Consider the following 15,698-nt stretch of genomic DNA (forward strand, 5'->3'; position numbering starts at 1 on the left):
CGAGCGCGTCACCCGAATCAGGCGAGGACCGACCCGTTCGGGCCGGTAGGTGAGGTGCTCATGCGGCGGGCAGGCGCACGGTGACGCGGAGTCCGCCGTCGGGGCGGCCGGCCAGGTCCAGGGTGCCGTCGTGCGCCTCGGCGATCCGCTTCACGATGGCCAGCCCCAGGCCGACGCCGGCTTGATCGGCGTGGACGCGCTCGGTGCCGCGCTGGAACGGCTCGGCCAGCGTCGCGACGAGGTGCGGGCTGAGCCGCGCGCCGGTGTTCTCGACGATGAGCACGGCGGCCCGCGGCTCGGCGGCGGTGGTCACCCACACGGTGCCGTGCTCGGCCAGGTTGTGCACGATCGCGTTGTGCACGAGGTTGGTGGTCAGCTGCAGCAGCAGCGCGGGGGAGCCGCTGGTGAGCGCCATGTCGCCCGTCGTCTCGAGGGCGACGCCGTGCCTCTCCGCGAGGGGGAGAAGGGTCTCGGTGGCATCCTCGGCGGCAAGGGACAGGTCGACCTGCTCGTGCGCGAACAGCCGCTGCTCGGCCCGGCTGAGCAGCAGCAGCGCCTCGGTGAGGTTGATGGCGCGAGTGTTGACGACCTGGAGGCGGTCGACCAGCGCGGCGGTGTCCCGGTCGGGGTCCATGCGGGCCACGTCGAGGAGGGTCCGGGTGATCGCCAACGGGGTGCGCAGCTCGTGCGAGGCGTTCGCGGCGAACCGCTGCTGTTCGGCGACGTGTGCCTCGAGGCGCTCCAGCATCGTGTCGAAGCTGTCGGCCAGCTCTCGGAACTCGTCGTTCGGGCCGTCCATCTCGATCCGGTGCGCGAGCGATCCGCGCGCCGCCATCCGGGTGGCGTCGTTGATCCGCGAGAGCGGGGCGAGCATGTGCCCGGCGAGGAGCCACCCGCCCAGCAGCCCGAAGGCCAGTAGGAAACCGAGGACGGTCGCCGCGATCGGGGCGAAGGAGTGCAGCAGGTCGGCGTGACTGCGCACCGTGAAGACCACCCCCGGGTGGAAGCCGCGCGAGAGCGAGAAGTATCCCGCGACCAGCAGCACCGCTCCGGCGAGCATGAGGAAGCCGGCGTAGCTGAGCGTGAGCTTGAGCCGGACGCTCAGGCCGGGCTGTCTATCCACGAGCACCGCCCGCGTTTCCGGCGTCGGCGTCAGCAGGTACGTCGATCCGGTAGCCGACTCCCGGCACGGTGGCGATGATCCAGGGCTCGCCGAGGCGCTTGCGAAGCGCCGAGACGGTGATCCGGACGGCATTGGTGAACGGGTCGGCGTTCTCGTCCCACGCGCGCTCCAACAGCTCCTCGGCACTGATCACGCCGCCCTCAGCGGCGACGAGGACCTCGAGCACGGCGAACTGCTTGCGGGTGAGCGCGACGTACTGGCCCTCGCGGTAGACCTCCCGGCGGAACGGATCCACGCGCAGGCCCGCGATCTCGCGCACGGGCGGTCGGTGGTGGGCGCGCCGACGGTCCAGCGCCCGGAGCCGGAGCACGAGCTCCTGCAGCTCGAAGGGCTTGGTGAGGTAGTCGTCGGCGCCCAGCTCGAACCCCGAGGTCTTGTCGTCCAGCCGGTCGGCCGCGGTGAGCATGAGGATCGGCATGCCGGACCCGGAGGCCACGATGCGCCTGGCGACCTCGTCGCCCGAGGGGCCGGGGATGTCGCGGTCGAGCACGGCGATGTCGTAGGTGTTGACGCTCAGCATCTCCAGGGCGGTGTCGCCGTCGCCCGCGATGTCGGCGGCGATCGCCTCCAGCCGCAGGCCGTCGCGCACCGCCTCGGCCAGCAACGGCTCGTCCTCGACCACCAACACACGCATGGTCCGATGCTAGAGAGCCGGTACCTATCGTCGGCATATCGAAAACCGCATACGTCCCGGCAACGCAGCGCTCCCTTGACTGGGAAGCATGTCGTCCAAGAGCTCAGCGCCGCGTGCGGGACGTCGTACCCGATCCATGCCGCTCGTCGCCGTCGTCATCGCCCTCGCCGCAGCCGGGGTCGTGGGCATCCTCGCCCACGAGTCGCTCGGCGCCTTCTCCTCGTCTGCGGCCTCGCCCCTCGACACCGGATCGCTCGACGCCGCAGTGCCGCTGTCCACAGCACTCCAGGTGCGCTCGGACGAGGGGCTGCCGACGCGGGTGCCGGGCAGCGGTGGTCGGGCGGTCGGCACCACCGATGGGAAGGTCCCCGACGGCGTGACGATCTTCGACGACCACTACGCGGCGGTGACCAGGCTCGACCCGTCGCTGCTCGGCGCCCTGCGGGACGCCGCGACGGATGCGAAGGGTGACGGCATCACGTTGTTCGTCAACAGCGGCTGGCGCTCCCGGACCTATCAGGAGGAGCTGTTCGCCGAGGCGGTGACGAAGTACGGCTCGCAGGCTCAGGCGGCACGCTGGGTCGCCCGCCCCGGTACGTCGGTCCACGAGGCGGGGAAGGCCGTGGACATCGGTGGGTCCGCTGCCGATGCGTGGCTCTCCGCGCACGGCGCCGCCTACGGACTGTGCCAGATCTACCGCAACGAGGCCTGGCACTACGAGCTGCGACTGAGGGCGATCGACGACGGCTGTCCGGCGATATATGCCGACCCCACGCACGACCCGCGGATGCAGCAGTGAGCGGTGGCTACCTGCCGCCGCTGGTGCGCGGCCACGGCGTGATCATCAACGGCACCCGCAGCGACTGGGTCGTCCGGTACGACGTCGTCGTGGCCGTGACGCTGGCCGCGCTGCCACTGGCGATGCTGACGGGGTGGCTGCTGGCACGTCGCCGGCGTCGCTCGGGGGCCACGGCCGGCTGGGCCTGGCGCAGCTCGATGTGCGAGGTCGCGATCGTCTACGGCACGGCGCCGTGGGTGTGGCTCACCATGCTGCCCGGCAGCGGCGCCGGCGCGGTGCGCAGCCAGCTGAGCCTGGTGCCGCTGCGTGACCTGCAGACGATGCCGACCTACCAGGTGCTCGGCAACCTGCTGGTCTTCGCCGCCCTCGGGGCGTTCGGGCCGATGCGGTTCCGGGCGCTTGCGTCGCTGCCGCGCGTCACGGCGCTCGGCGCACTCGGCTCGATCATGATCGAGACGGCGCAGTACGTGCTGCCGATCGGTCGGGTGGCGTCGGTCGACGACGTACTGCTCAACACGGTGGGTGCGGGCGTCGCCGCCATCGTCACCTTCCCGTGGCGCCGCTGCCCGAACACGGCAACCGGGTTGACCACTCGTCGGAGCCGAGGCGGCCCGAGAGCCTCAGCGGATCGGCCAGCCCAGGTCGCCCGGCGCTCACCCGTCGAGGATGGCGCGCGCCCTGCGCACCATGGCGCCGTCGACCATGGAACCGTCGAGGAGCACACCCACGCCGCCCTCGCCGATGGTGTCGAGCACCTGGTGTGCCCAGGCGAGCTCGTCGGCGCGAGGAGCGAATGCCGACCGGATGACCGGCAGCTGGGTCGGGTGGATCGCGGTGCGGCCGCGCATCCCGAGTCGCCGGCCACGGGCGCATGACTCGGCCAGCCCGTCGCGATCGGCGATCGCCGGGTAGGCCGCCATCATGGGCGCCGGAAGGCCGGCCGCCCGGGCGGCGATGACGGTCCTGGCACGGATCCAGCCGAAGGCGTCCTCGCCCTCCAGTCCGAGCTCGGCGGCCAGGTCGGCCTCGCCGAGCCCGATCGACCGCACACCGGGTGTGGATGCGATCTCGAAGAGCCGCTCCACGCCCAAGGCGGTCTCGACCAGCACATGCACCTGCCGCCCGCCGAACTCCACGAGGTCCTCAGGGCTCTCGACCTTCGGAACGCGCAGCTCGATCTCGGGCGCCAGCGCCTCCAGGTCCGCAGCCAGGTCCGCGGTCCCCGGTGCGTTGACGCGCACCTGCAGGGGCACCGACGCGGCGGCCCCGGCACCGGCCGACCATGCGGCGACGTGCGCGCGTGCCTGTGCCTTGTCCTGGGGTGCGACCGCGTCCTCCAGGTCGAGGATCACCGTCGCGCCCGTCGCAGCCGCCTTGGCGAACCGGCCAGGCCGGGAGCCGGGCACGTAGAGTGCCGCGATCACACCGCCCCCTCCTCGCGCAGGCGGGCGATCTCCTCGGTCGACATGCCGAGCCCGGCCAGCACCTCATCGGTGTCGGCGCCCGGGCGGCGGCCGGTCCAGCGGATCGAGCCCGGTGTCTCCGAGAGCCGGAAGAGCACGTTCTGCATCACCATCGGGCCGAGCTCCTCGTCCGGGACGGTGACAGCGGTCCCGCGCGCCTGATACTGCGGATCCGACAGCACGCCGCGAACGTCGTAGACAGGACTGACCGCGGCCTCCGCGTCCTCGAACGCGGCGACCACCTCGTCCTGGGTCCGCTGCTCGATCCAGCCGCCGACCGCCTCGTCGAGCTCGTCGGCGTGCTCGGCTCGCTCGCGTCCGGTGCCGAACCACGGCTGCGCCACCAGGTCGTCGCGGCCAACCAGGCGAAGCACCCGCTCGGCGATGCTCTGGGAGCTCGTCGAGACCGCGACCCAGCCGTCGTCGCTGGTGCGGTAGACGTTCCGCGGCGCGTTGTTGACCGAGCGGTTCCCGGTCCGTGGCTGGACGTAGCCGAGCTGGTCGTACCAGGTCAGCGGCGCGCCGAGCATCATCAAGATCGGCTCGATGATCGCCAGGTCGACCACCTGTCCACGTCCGGTCGCGTCGCGGTGTCGCAACGCCGCGGTCACGGCGTACGCCGTCGCGAGCGCCGCGATGCCGTCAGCCAGGCCGAACGGCGGCAGGGTCGGCGCACCGTCCGGCTCGCCCGTCACGGCGGCGAACCCGCTCATCGCCTCGGCCAAGGAGCCGAATCCCGGCCGCCCGGCGTACGGACCGTCCTGGCCGAAGGCTGTCACCCGGGCGATGACCAGCCGCGGGTTCTCGGCGAGGAGCACGTCCGGGCCGAGGCCCCAGCGCTCGAGCGTGCCAGGCCGGAAGTTCTCCACGAGCACGTCGGTGTCGGCGAGCAGTCGGCGCATGGCGGCCGCTCCGTCGGGATGCTTGAGGTCGAGCGTGATCGTCCGCTTGTTGCGGCCCAGGGTCTTCCACCACAGGCCGACGCCGTCCTTGGCCTGGCCATGGGTCCGGGCGGCGTCGGGACGGCGAGGATGCTCCACCTTGATCACCTCGGCGCCGAAGTCACCGAGGTAGGTGGCGGCGAGCGGACCGGCGAACAGCGTGGCCGCGTCGACCACGCGGAGCCCGGTGAGCGGGCCGCTCATCGACTCGCTCCGAGCACGAACGGCAGACCGTCGCGGAAGGCCGGTGCCCACACATCGAAGTCGTGGTCGCCGCCGAGGATCCGGAGACGTGACACAACCCCCGCGACGTGACGCGCCCGGTCGTGCAGCCGGGCCGCTTCGAGCGCGAGGTCCTCGCCATCACCGGCGGCGATGAAGATCCGCACCGGCCGCGCTGCGTCGAAGGATGCCAGCTGCGCTCGGTAGCCCAGACCCGTGTACACGTCGGGGTCGAAGAGCTCCTGTCCCCGGCCGAAGGCGCCGAACTGGCGAGTCGAGCTGTCCTTCCCGGGAAGCGGGTCGTAGACGGCCGGGCTGAGCGCCAGGCAACCGGAGAACAGGTCAGGGCGGCCGAGGGCGTAGCGGACGGCGCCGGCGCCGCCCATCGAGTAGCCCGCGACGAAGCGGTGGTCGCGGCCGGCGATGGTGGCGTACGTCGCGTCGACGTGCCTGACCAGGTCCCGGGTGAGAGCCGTCTCGACCTGGCGCCCCGGTGGTAGTCCGGTGAAGGCGGAGTCGACGTAGAAGCTCGCTCGATCCGACCAGGACGCGTCCGGGACGATCGCCAGCATCGGTGGCACGGAACCGTCCTCGACCAGGGCGTCGAGAACGTCGAGCAGCGGCGTCGGTTCATCGAGGTCGGCGCCGCGACCGTGCAGCAGGAACAGCGTGGCGCGGGGTCCGCTGGGGCCCGGGGTGCGGTGGAGTCGATACCTCAGCTGCTCGCCGAGCGCCTCGGACCACACCTCGGTGACCTCGTCGGCGACGCTCGAGCTCATCGTGTCTCCTCCAGATCCACGGCACACCGGAAGCCGATGCACTCCGAGCGCGAGGTGCCGGCCTGGGTGAGCAGGTAGCGCACCGACCATTCCGGCGGCTGCGGCCCGCCGTCGACGTACCACTCCGAACCCTGGGCGGCGAACCACGAGCCGCCCTTGAGGATGCTCCAGCGTGTCCGGCCGTCACGGTGCTCGCTCTCGGTCCACTCCCAGACCAGAGGCTCGCCGCGGGTCCAGCCGGTCTCGCCGGCGGCGACCTGCCACTCGTCCTCGGTGGGCAGTCGGGCGCCGCGCCACCGGGCGTAGGCTCGCGCGTCGGCGATGTCGACGTGCCGTACCGGCTCGGCCTCCGTGCCCGGAGTGGGCCGGCCCTCCGTCCAGTGGGCCAGCAGCCGGGAGCTGTCGAGGGGCACGTAGCCGGTGGCGTCGACGAAGGCGGCGAAGTCTGCGTTGGTGACAGGCGTCCGGTCCACGGCGACCCGCCCGATGCGGACCGCCCGCTCCTCCTCCCGCAACTGGTGCAGCCGCGGCGGTAGCGGCTTCCAGTCGTCGACGTAGGGCGCGGCCTCGTACAGGCCCGTCTCGCGCTGGCGCCACCGGACTGTCAGGATCCGCTCGCCGGGGGAGGGGCGGACCGCTGCGGGACTCGGCTCTCCGTACGCCGGCGCGACCGGCTGACGTGTCGGCACAGGTGGCGTGACAACGCCGCTTCCGACCTCACCCCGGGGGCCCGAGATCGGCAGGATCGTCGCCGACCCGTCGGCCTCGCGGAGCAGCCCGACCAGGCCGCCGGCCGCCACCACGGCGTGAACGCCTGGCAGCAGCGGCCCGTCGTAGTCCTCCTCGGTCGGATTGACGAGGGTGTAGAGGGCGCGTCCGTCGAGGCGCCAGCGAGAGCCGGCGATGCCGGCGGCGGTGGCCTCCGGTCCGAGAGCGGTGAGCGGCTCCCACTCGCTAGAGAGGAAGAACTGCTCGTGCTCGCCGTACACGCGGCGGATGGCCCGCCACGTGGCGCGGTCGCCCTCGCTCCAGTCCACCCGGACGCCGAAGACGACGTCCCAGATCAGCACCCCGGCACCGTTCACCCAGGCGCTGCGCAGCTCCGCGGTGTGATCGCGGTTCCACCGGCGGGTGTGGTGCATCATGTGCCGCTGCTCGAACCAGCGCGCACGCAGGACGCCGGGCGTGGGACTGTCCGCGAACCACTGCGCCCAGGACGCCTGGTGGTCGGCCACCCGGACCAGCGGGACCCGCGACTCGCCTTCGAGCACCGGGCGAGGGTCAAGGCTGCCGAGTGCCTCCAGCAGCTCGGGATCACCTTCCTTCAGCGTGTCCAGGAAGACGCCGTCGGCGTCGAGGCGGGTCACCACCTCCACGACTCGGGCGGCGTCGGTGCGCTCGGTCCGGCGAGTGCCGACGTCCCACGGGTTGTAGTCCAGGAACACCCGAACGTCTCGGGCGTGCAGGTCGCGCACCAGCTCCTCGAGACCGGGCACGTCGTACCAGTCGAACTGGTTGCGCGGATCCACCCCGATCACGGGGTAGGCGTGCCAGAGCACCACCGCGTCGAGGCCACCGAGATCGGCGTACGCCGCGAGCAGGCGATCGGCGTCGAAACGCTCGGCATCCCAGTCGCGGACGGCCTCGTCCCAGATCCACACCATCGCGACGTTCCAGGCCGTGCCGGCCCAGGCCGTCGTCGTATCGCGGTACAGGGCGTCGTCGAAGCCGATTCGCTCGCGGGCCTCGGCCCGCCACCTGTGCAGTGCGGCGCGCCAGGCGTCGCGATCGTCCGAGTCTGACGGCGCAGCGAGGATCTTCGCCTCGTCGAGTACCGACAGATCGGCGCCGGGATCGAGCGGGACGAAGGCGGGAAGGTCGATCGGGCGCGGCGCGTAGGGGTCCCGGCTCGGATCGGCGGGGATCATCGGATGGCTCCTTCATCGAGCTGCGCCCGGCGCCGCTCGATCTGGTCGATGGTGGGGATGGAGGCGAGGGCACCGGTGCTCTCGACGGCGAGCGCGCCAGCGATCACCGCCCGGTGAGCGGCTACGTCCAGGTCGTCTCCGGCTGCCAGCGCGGCGGCCAGCACGCCGGCGAACGTGTCTCCGGCGCCGGTGGTGTCGACCACATCCGCCCGTACGCCGGGAAGATGCCGCAGACCGGTCCGGTCGGCGAGCAGCGCGCCGTCGCCGCCGAGCGTGACGACCACGATCGGGACCAGCGCGCTGAGCGACCGGGCCGTCTCCGCCGGGTCGGTCCCGGCGCCGGCCAGCTGTGCGGCCTCGTGCTGGTTGACGACGAGCACGTCGGTCAGACCGAGTAGGTCACGTCGGTCGACGTCCTCGAGCGTCTGCACGGGCGAGGCGTTGAGCAGCACGGTAGTGCCGGCCGCGCGTGCGACCTTGGCCGCCTCGCGGACCGCTGGGATCGGGGTCTCGAGCTGGGCGACGAGAACTCGTGCCGCCGCCACGGCGCCGCGCTCGTCGGGTTCGAGCGAGGTCACCGTCCGGTTGGCGGCGCCCAGTACGACGATGGCGTTCTCGCCGTCGGGCTGGACCGTGATCCAGGCGGTTCCGCTGCTGCCGTCGGCCCGTCGCACCAGCCGGGTGTCGATCCCCGCATCGGCCGCGGCGGCCAGCAGCATCGCGGCGGCGTCGTCGCGGCCGACGGCACCGAGCAGCTGTACGGATGCTCCGGCGCGAGCGGCGGCGGCAGCCTGGTTGAGGCCCTTGCCACCGACCCGGCGCTCAGGACCGTCGGCGAGGACCGTCTCGCCGGGGAGCGGGATCGTCGCGACGTTGGCGAACAGGTCGAGGTTCGCGCTGCCGAGGACGACGACAGCGGGCCCACCCGAGACACCGGGCAGATCGTCGCTCATCGGGCGATCACCGCCAGGGTGCGTCGTGCGAGCTCATCGAAGCCGATGCCGTCGAAGCCCGGCATGCTGCTGGCGACCCGGTTCCGCATCGGGGCGATCCAGCGCTGGGGGAGCGCGGCGGCCCCGGCGAGCGCACCGGTGATCGAGCCGACGGTGGCTCCGACCGAGTCGGTGTCCCACCCGCCCATGACCGCCGTGCAGATCGCGTCGGCGAAGTCGCCCTTGCTGCTGGCCAGAGCGTAGGACGTGATGGCGGCGTTGTTCAGGACGTGGACCCAGTGCAGGTGGCCATAGCGCTCGTAGAGCCGGTCGAGCGCGACGTCGAGCGGGTCGCCGGAACGGCCCACGTCGGCGCCGAACGCGAGCGTATCGGCGTACCTGCTCTGCGGCGGAACCACCGCCAGCCCGGCAGCGAGCACCTCCTCGATGTCGGTGGCGACCAGGGCCTGCGAGCACATCGCCGCTGCCGACATGGCGCCGTAGACGCCGTTGCGAACGTGGCTCAGCCGCGCGTCGGTCCAGGCCAGCCGCGCTGCCGCGACCGGGTCGCCGGGACAGGCCCAGCCGTAGACGTCGGCGCGGATGAGCGCACCGATCCACTCCCGGTACGGGTTGCGCCGAGTCGCGGTGCGCGGAGCGGAGTCGCCGAGCAGCAGGTTGCGGTAAGCGACCCGCTCCGCGGTGAAGACCCGGCCTCCCGGCAGGTTGGCCAGCCAGAGGTCGGCGACGTCGGCGGTGGTGAAGTCGCGCCCGTGCTGCTCGAGCAGGGCGAGCCCGAGCATCGGGAAGTTGAGGTCGTCGTCCTCGGGCATGCCCGCGATGTTCTCGGCGAGGCTCGTGGGCCGGCTACGCCTGTTCCACGGCCAGCGCTGCGCGATCTCCGCGGAGAGCCCGATCTCGGTGAACCAGTCGTCCAGCGGCCACCGGCCCTGACTGGTCAGGATCTCGTGGATGCCCTTGCGCGGGATCTTCTCGACCGGCTTGCCGAGCAGACAGCCGGCGGCACGTCCGGACCAGGCGCCCAGCACCCGATCGGCCAGGTCGCTGGTCGGAGCGGCGGCTGAGCCACCCGCCGCACCTGGGGACACGGCTTCGATCGCGTCCAGATCGTCCGGCTCTGCGGCCGCGATGTCGGGCGCGACCGGACGGCTCTCCAGTTCGTCGAGCAACTCCTCGGCGAGCCGACGCAGGTCTTCGTCGCCTTCCTGGGCGAGCCCTGCCACGGGCGCGTCGACCTGGCCGCCCGCTGCCTGCCAGCGGCCGAGGACGTCCTCGATCGGCTTGCCTTCGTGCGCGCTCGCGACCAGCTCGTGGGTGAGCAGGTCGGGGGACTGCACCCAGGACAACCGACTCATCGGACCGCCCCGTCGAGCAGCCCCGTGCGCCGCTCCTCCCGCTGACGGGCCCGCTCACGGTCGAGCGCGAAGACCTCCGCCGCGACCTCCGCGATCGTCTCGCCCGCCGGCACCAGCGGCGTACGACTTGCCTCGGCGATCGTGTCGGCCCATGCGTCCGGTACGACGTTCGCCCCACCGAGGGCGCCGCAGATCGCGCCCGCCATGCTGGCGATCGAGTCGGCGTCGCGTCCGTAGTTGACCGCGCCCAGCACCGCCTCCTCGAAGGCGCCGCCGGTCGCCAGCACGAAGCCGAGTGCGACGGGCAGCTCCTCGATCGCCTTGGTCCGGCTCGGGCGGCGAGCGTCCAGTTCAGGCTGCCGGTACTGCTCGCCGACGGTGTCGAACGGCCTGATCGCCGAGCGCAGGGCGGGGATCGCAGCACGCCAGTCGGTGGTGCGAGCGGCGACCTCGGCGACCGCCTCGATGGCACGGCGGGTGCCGTCGTGGGCGACGGCGAGCGCCGCATCGACCACCGAATCCGGGGTGGCGCCGGGCGCGAACGCGGAGGCCACCGCCGCCGCGAGCACGCCGGCCGCCTCCTTGCCGTAGCTGGACTGGTGGGCCGAGGCGATGTCGATCGCCTCGGCGTAGGCGCCTTCGGGATCGGCCGCGTTGACGACGCCGACCGGCGCGACGTACATCGCCGCGCCGCAGTTGACGATGTTGCCGACGCCGGCCTCTCGGGGGTCGACGTGCCCGTAGTGCAGGCGCGCCACCAGCCACTTCTCGGCGAGGAAGATGCGCTGCAGGAGCAGTGCCTCCGCCTCCAGCTCGGGCACCCAGCGCCTCTCTCCGATCAGCAGCGGCACCAGATGCTCGGCGATCGCGTAGGCGTCGAGATGGTCACGCCGCTTGGCGTAGACGTCGACCAGTGCGTGCGTCATGAGGGTGTCGTCGGTGATGTGTCCGTCGCCCTTGTGGTACGGCGCGATCGGACGCGCGTCGCGCCAGTCCGCGTTGAACGGCGGCACGATCCCTGTCACGTAGCCGTCGTAGCGTTCCCTGATCTGCTCGGGCGTCCAGCCCTCGGTGGCGCCCCCGAGGGCGTCACCGACGGCCGAGCCGACCAGCGTCCCGATGGCTTTGTCCCGCAGCTCCACGCTGCTCTCCTTCTCTTCCCGAGGTGTGTTCGTCGGTGGCCGGCCAGTGCCGGCCAGTGTCGGATCTGCGTCGAGCGGCGCGACGTCAGCCGCCGTTGACGGACTTCCAGCCGTCCTCGAGCTGCTTGGCGAGCTCGTCGGAGCTGATCTCGTTGCCGAGGTACTTCTGGAACGCCGGGGTTGCGATCTGGTCCTTCCACTGCGGGTAGTTGGTCACGCTCTGGAACGGTGCCGCGACCAGGTGGTTGAGGCTGGCGAGGATCGTGGGCCAGCCGTTCGCGCCCTTGGTGTCCGTCTTGACCTGGGTGGCGGCCGACATCGTCGCCGGGATCAGCCAGTCACCCTCGGCGACCTTCGCCAGGTTCTCGGACTGCATGTAGTAGTTGATGAAGTCCGCCGCGTCGTCCACGTGCTTGCTCTGTGCGGCCACCGACATGGTCTGCGGGTCAGCGGCCTGGTCGGCGGTGGTGCCGGCGAGGACCGGGAGCACCGCCCAGTGGAAGCTGGAGGGAGCGTTCTCGGCGAGCGTCTGAGCGGCATAGCTGCCCTGCACCGTCAGCGCGTACTTGCCCTTGAGGAACGCCGTCATGACGTCGGAGCCGGCCTGGGTCAGTGTGACCGGGTCGAGCGACTTGTCGTCGTAGGCCATCTGGTGGATGCGCTCAGGCACGGCGAGCTCGGCGTCGCCGACCTTCACCTGGGCGTCCTCACCGGTGCCGGTGAAGTATGTGCCGCCGAAGTTGAGGCCGAGGCTGAGCATCGAGGCGGTGGGCTGGGAGAGGCCGAAGCCCAGTCCGTAGTGCCCGTCCTTCGTCGTCGCCTTCGCCGCGGCACGCAGGGCATCCCACGACCAGGTGTCGCCGGTCGGGACGGCGACGCCGGCCTTCTTCAGCAGATCCACGTTCGCGAACACCATGTAGCTCTGCAGGAGGGTCGGGGCGGCGACGACCTTGCCGTCGACGGTGACCGTCTTCCAGATGCTGTCGGGGACATCCTTCTTGACGCCGGCGCTGAGCTTGTCGCCGAGGTCGGCCAGGTAGCCCTGCTGGGCGAAGCCGGTGATGCCCGCGGACTCGTCCTGGATGATGTCGGGTGCCGTGCCGCCCTGGAACTGGGTGACGAGCTTGTCCTGGACGGAGTCCCAGCTGCCCTGGACGTAGTCGACCTGGACGTCGGGATGGGCCTGGTTCCAGGCGGCCACGATGGCCTTGGTCGCCTTCACGGTGGTGTCCTGGTAGGCGAGGCTCTGGAACTTGAGCGTGACCTTGCCACCCTTGTCGCTGCTGTTGTCAGAGCTCCCGCATCCGGTCAGGGCGAGGGCGAGGGCGGCACTCACGGCAACGGCGGCGTAGCGCGTGATCTTCATGGGCGGTTTTTCCCTTTCGTGAGACCGGTCAGCCCTTGACGGCACCGGTGAGGAGGCCGCCGGAGAGACGGCGCTGGATGAGAGCGAAGAAGACGAGGCTCGGGATCGTGGCGAGCAGGGCGGCGGCGGCCAGCGGGCCCAGCTGCACCTGCCCCTCCGCCCCCACGAACCGGGAGAGCGTGAGCGGCAGGGTGACCTTGCTCGGGGTCTGGATGAGCACCAGGGCGAACATGAACTCGTTCCACGAGGAGATGAACGCGAACAGCGCGGTCGCCACGATGCCGGGGCGTAGCAGCGGCAGCACGATGCTGATCAGCGTGCGGATCCGGCCGGCGCCGTCGATGGCCGCGGCCTCCTCGATGTCGGTCGGGATCGTCTGCACGAAGCCGACCAGCATCCACAGGCAGAACGGCAGGACGAAGACGACGTAGACGATGACGAGGCCGGGCAGCTGGTCGAGCAGGTGGATGCGCTTGAGGATCATGAACAGCGGGATGATCACCAAGATCGTGGGGAAGACCTGGCTGACCAGGACCCAGCCGAGGGTGATCGGGCGCAGGATGGTCTTGAACCGCGCCAGGCCGTACGCCGCCGGCAGCGCGATCACGACCGTGAGCACGGTCGTCGCCACCGCGACGATGAGGCTGTTCAGGCCCGCCTGCCAGAGGTCCGCCTTGGCGAAAGCCTCGGAGAAGTTGCTCAGGGTCGGTGAGTGCGGGATGACGCTGATCGATCCGAGTGCGATCTCCTTGGTGCTCTTCAGTGCCGTGGAGAGCAGCCAGACGAGCGGGAAGCCGAGAAAGACGACGTAGCCGATCAGGGCCAGGTACTGCCCGGTCCGGACGACGGCGCTAGGACGTTGGAGGCTCACTTGTCGGCTCCCTTCAACCGGGAGCGCAGGTAGACCAGCAGGATCCCGCAGATGATGACCACCAGGACGTTGCCCATGGCCGCGGCGATGCCGAAGTGCCCGTAGCGGAAGCCCTCGTTGTAGGCGAAGAGCATCGGCAGCATGGTCTTGCCGCCCGGACCGCCGTTCGTCAGCACGTAGATGAGGTCGAAGGAGTTCATGTTCCAGATGAAGTTCAAGGAGGTGATCGCGATGATGACGGTGCGCAGCTCGGGCAGCGTCACGTGGATGAAGCGTCGCCAGGAGCCGGCGCCGTCCACCGCGGCCGCCTCGTGCAGGGTGCCGTCGACGCCCTGCAGGCCGGCGAGCAGAGTGATCGTGGTCTGGGGCATGCCTATCCAGATGCCGACGACGATGACTGCGGGCAGCGCCGTGCTGAAGTTGCCGAGCAGGTTGAGCTGGCCGAAGCCGAGGGCCTGTGAGATGCCGCTGACAGGGCCCGAGTTGGGGTCGTAGACGAGCCGCCACACGATGGCCACCACCACGGGCGGCATGGCCCACGGCACGAGGGACAGGGTCCGTGCGACCCAGCGCAGGCGCAGGTTCTCGTTGAGCAGCAGCGCCAGGCCGAGGGCGGAGACGAACTGGAGCGCGGTGACGCCGAACGCCCAGACCAGGCCGATGCGGAAGGAGCTCCAGAACAGGTCGTTGTGGAGCAGCTCGCGATAGTTGTCCAGGCCGTTGAAGTGGGTCGGCTGGTTGAGGCCGGCGTGGGCGTCGGTGAAGCCCAGGTAGATGCCGCGCGCCAGCGGGTAGAGGTTGAACAGGATCACCGGGAGGAGCGCCGGAAGCAGCAGCAACCACGCGTCGCGCCCGCCGAGACCCCGGCTCTTCGGGCGCCGTGCCCGCGGCTTCGGCGGGCTGGTGTTGCTGGGCGGGAGTGTGACGAGCTCACTGGTCATCGGCGAGCGCTCCCGAGGTCGGAGGAGCCGCGCACGCTGAGGCGCGGCTGGATCGTCACCCGCTGCGACGGGCGGTCCGGGTCTTCGAGGCGCTCGAGCAGCAACCGGGCGGCGGCGCCGCCGCGGTCGTGTGCCGCCAGATCGACGCTGGTCAGTGCCGGCGACGTCACGTCGGCGAGCTCCGTGTCGTCCATCCCGATCACGGCGACGTCGCGGGGGACTCGCAGACCGCGCTCAGCGAGCACATGCATGGTGGCGATGGCGAGCAGGTCGTTGGCGCCCAGCACGGCGTCGGGCGTCGTGCCCTCCAACAGCGCGCTCGCGGCCTTGCGTCCTTCGGCGAGGGTGAAGTCCCCGGCCTCCACCCGCAACGCGGGATCGAGATCGAGGCCGAGCGAGCGTGCGTGATCCTCGAAGGCGTGCGCGCGGGCGGCACCAGGGACGGTGTCACGGGGACCGTTGATGAAGGCCACCCGGCGACAGCCCTGCTCGGCCAGGTGGGTCAGGGCCAGCCCTACGCCGGCGGCGGAGTCGGTACGCACGTTGTCGATGTCCAGGTCGGCCGGGACCGTACCGACGACGACGACCGGGTAGGTCACCCGGCGCAGCGCTGCGACGAGGTCGGCGTTCACGCGCACAGGGCTGAGGACCAGGCCGTCGGCGTACCCGTGCTCGAGGCTGTCGAGGAGCGCGAGCATGTCGTCGGGCTGGGCGGTGGAGGACACCAGGAGCCGGTAGTCGCGCGCTCGAGCCTCGTCCTCGACGGCCCGCATCATCTCGACGTAGACCGGGTTGCCGACGTCGGCGACGGCGAAGGCCAGCTGCTGGGAGCGGCGCACCTTCAGCGACCTCGCGTGGGCATTGGGCCTGTAGCCCAACTCCTCGACGGCAGCGAGCACCTTCGCCCGGGTCTGCTCGGTGGCCGGCAGGCCGTTGAGGACACGCGAGACCGAGGCGACGGACACGCCTGCATGCCTGGCCACCTGCGAGACGGTGGGACGGTCTTCGGACACCTCTACTCCCGTCTGTAAACGATTACGTAATTGATTACAGAGAGACCTAATCATGTGACGTCCTTCACGTCAAGGGGTCCTCGAGCGGAGTTGCTGGACGGCAGCTCG

At 71.1% G+C, this 15,698-nt stretch carries 14 protein-coding genes and 1 pseudogene; 2 read left to right on the forward strand and 13 right to left on the reverse strand.

Translation table 11 applies throughout. The features are described from left to right. Nucleotides 1-58 precede the first annotated feature (58 nt). Both H036_RS0112575 and H036_RS0112580 read right to left on the reverse strand, forming a co-directional pair. On the reverse strand, nt 59-1,123 hold the full coding sequence (locus H036_RS0112575; RefSeq protein WP_026146004.1) for a sensor histidine kinase: 1,065 nt from the start codon (nt 1,121-1,123) through the stop codon (nt 59-61). Beyond that, nucleotides 1,116-1,817 (reverse strand): response regulator transcription factor, encoded by a 702-nt coding sequence (locus tag H036_RS0112580; protein ID WP_017935141.1) that lies wholly within the window; start codon nt 1,815-1,817, stop codon nt 1,116-1,118. The genes H036_RS0112575 and H036_RS0112580 overlap by 8 nt, the downstream gene beginning before the upstream one ends. Nucleotides 1,818-1,905: 88 nt before the next feature. On the opposite strand from H036_RS0112580, the gene H036_RS0112585 reads away from it, so the two are divergent. Then, complete coding sequence (locus tag H036_RS0112585; protein ID WP_157417338.1) at nt 1,906-2,616, forward strand: M15 family metallopeptidase; 711 nt, start codon at nt 1,906-1,908, stop codon at nt 2,614-2,616. Nucleotides 2,617-2,813: 197 nt separating this feature from the next. Continuing rightward, a pseudogene (locus H036_RS25925) lies at nt 2,814-3,152 on the forward strand (VanZ family protein); the annotation flags it as partial. A gap of 117 nt (nt 3,153-3,269) precedes the next feature. Here H036_RS25925 and H036_RS0112595 read toward each other — a convergent pair. From H036_RS0112595 to H036_RS0112645, 11 genes are all read right to left on the reverse strand, one after another. Continuing rightward, nucleotides 3,270-4,040 carry an HpcH/HpaI aldolase/citrate lyase family protein gene (locus H036_RS0112595; RefSeq protein ID WP_017935145.1) on the reverse strand — a complete coding sequence of 257 codons (771 nt, stop codon included), beginning with the start codon at nt 4,038-4,040 and terminating at the stop codon, nt 3,270-3,272. Further along, nucleotides 4,037-5,224: a CaiB/BaiF CoA transferase family protein gene (locus H036_RS0112600; protein WP_017935146.1), complete on the reverse strand. Its 1,188-nt coding sequence runs from the start codon at nt 5,222-5,224 to the stop codon at nt 4,037-4,039. The genes H036_RS0112595 and H036_RS0112600 overlap by 4 nt, the downstream gene beginning before the upstream one ends. Beyond that, nucleotides 5,221-6,021: an alpha/beta hydrolase gene (locus H036_RS24460; RefSeq protein ID WP_017935147.1), complete on the reverse strand. Its 801-nt coding sequence runs from the start codon at nt 6,019-6,021 to the stop codon at nt 5,221-5,223. Before H036_RS24460 ends, H036_RS0112600 begins: the two co-directional genes overlap by 4 nt. Beyond that, on the reverse strand, nt 6,018-7,949 hold the full coding sequence (locus H036_RS0112610) for an SUMF1/EgtB/PvdO family nonheme iron enzyme (RefSeq protein WP_017935148.1): 1,932 nt from the start codon (nt 7,947-7,949) through the stop codon (nt 6,018-6,020). The genes H036_RS24460 and H036_RS0112610 overlap by 4 nt, the downstream gene beginning before the upstream one ends. After that, nucleotides 7,946-8,902 (reverse strand): ribokinase, encoded by a 957-nt coding sequence (locus H036_RS0112615; RefSeq protein WP_017935149.1) that lies wholly within the window; start codon nt 8,900-8,902, stop codon nt 7,946-7,948. Before H036_RS0112615 ends, H036_RS0112610 begins: the two co-directional genes overlap by 4 nt. Then, a complete protein-coding gene (locus H036_RS0112620; RefSeq protein ID WP_017935150.1) occupies nt 8,899-10,257 on the reverse strand; it encodes an ADP-ribosylglycohydrolase family protein in 1,359 nt (452 codons plus the stop codon). The genes H036_RS0112615 and H036_RS0112620 overlap by 4 nt, the downstream gene beginning before the upstream one ends. After that, nucleotides 10,254-11,399 carry an ADP-ribosylglycohydrolase family protein gene (locus tag H036_RS0112625; protein ID WP_017935151.1) on the reverse strand — a complete coding sequence of 382 codons (1,146 nt, stop codon included), beginning with the start codon at nt 11,397-11,399 and terminating at the stop codon, nt 10,254-10,256. Before H036_RS0112625 ends, H036_RS0112620 begins: the two co-directional genes overlap by 4 nt. A gap of 85 nt (nt 11,400-11,484) precedes the next feature. Next, on the reverse strand, nt 11,485-12,765 hold the full coding sequence (locus H036_RS0112630) for an ABC transporter substrate-binding protein (protein WP_017935152.1): 1,281 nt from the start codon (nt 12,763-12,765) through the stop codon (nt 11,485-11,487). Nucleotides 12,766-12,793: 28 nt separating this feature from the next. Then, the gene (locus H036_RS0112635) at nt 12,794-13,636 is read right to left on the reverse strand and encodes a carbohydrate ABC transporter permease (protein ID WP_017935153.1); all 843 of its coding nucleotides are present in this window, start codon (nt 13,634-13,636) and stop codon (nt 12,794-12,796) included. Then, nucleotides 13,633-14,577 (reverse strand): carbohydrate ABC transporter permease, encoded by a 945-nt coding sequence (locus H036_RS0112640; RefSeq protein ID WP_017935154.1) that lies wholly within the window; start codon nt 14,575-14,577, stop codon nt 13,633-13,635. The genes H036_RS0112635 and H036_RS0112640 overlap by 4 nt, the downstream gene beginning before the upstream one ends. After that, entirely contained in the window at nt 14,574-15,590 is a 1,017-nt protein-coding gene (locus tag H036_RS0112645; RefSeq protein WP_017935155.1) for a LacI family DNA-binding transcriptional regulator, read from the reverse strand. Before H036_RS0112645 ends, H036_RS0112640 begins: the two co-directional genes overlap by 4 nt. Between the last annotated feature and the right edge of the window lie 108 nt (nt 15,591-15,698).

The sequence above is a fragment of the Nocardioides sp. Iso805N genome (assembly GCF_000364605.1).
In the GTDB taxonomy this organism is placed as follows: Bacteria; Actinomycetota; Actinomycetes; order Propionibacteriales; family Nocardioidaceae; genus Nocardioides.

Excerpts from the sequence above, each read along its gene's own strand:
- H036_RS0112630 (WP_017935152.1), bottom strand. The coding sequence starts at position 12,765 with ATGAAGATCACGCGCTACGCCGCCGTTGCCGTGAGTGCCGCCCTCGCC.
- H036_RS0112640 (WP_017935154.1), bottom strand. The coding sequence starts at position 14,577 with ATGACCAGTGAGCTCGTCACACTCCCGCCCAGCAACACCAGCCCGCCG.
- H036_RS0112610 (WP_017935148.1), bottom strand. The coding sequence starts at position 7,949 with ATGATCCCCGCCGATCCGAGCCGGGACCCCTACGCGCCGCGCCCGATC.
- H036_RS0112615 (WP_017935149.1), bottom strand. The coding sequence starts at position 8,902 with ATGAGCGACGATCTGCCCGGTGTCTCGGGTGGGCCCGCTGTCGTCGTC.
- H036_RS0112600 (WP_017935146.1), bottom strand. The coding sequence starts at position 5,224 with ATGAGCGGCCCGCTCACCGGGCTCCGCGTGGTCGACGCGGCCACGCTG.
- H036_RS24460 (WP_017935147.1), bottom strand. The coding sequence starts at position 6,021 with ATGAGCTCGAGCGTCGCCGACGAGGTCACCGAGGTGTGGTCCGAGGCG.
- H036_RS0112620 (WP_017935150.1), bottom strand. The coding sequence starts at position 10,257 with ATGAGTCGGTTGTCCTGGGTGCAGTCCCCCGACCTGCTCACCCACGAG.
- H036_RS0112580 (WP_017935141.1), bottom strand. The coding sequence starts at position 1,817 with ATGCGTGTGTTGGTGGTCGAGGACGAGCCGTTGCTGGCCGAGGCGGTG.
- H036_RS0112585 (WP_157417338.1), top strand. The coding sequence starts at position 1,906 with ATGTCGTCCAAGAGCTCAGCGCCGCGTGCGGGACGTCGTACCCGATCC.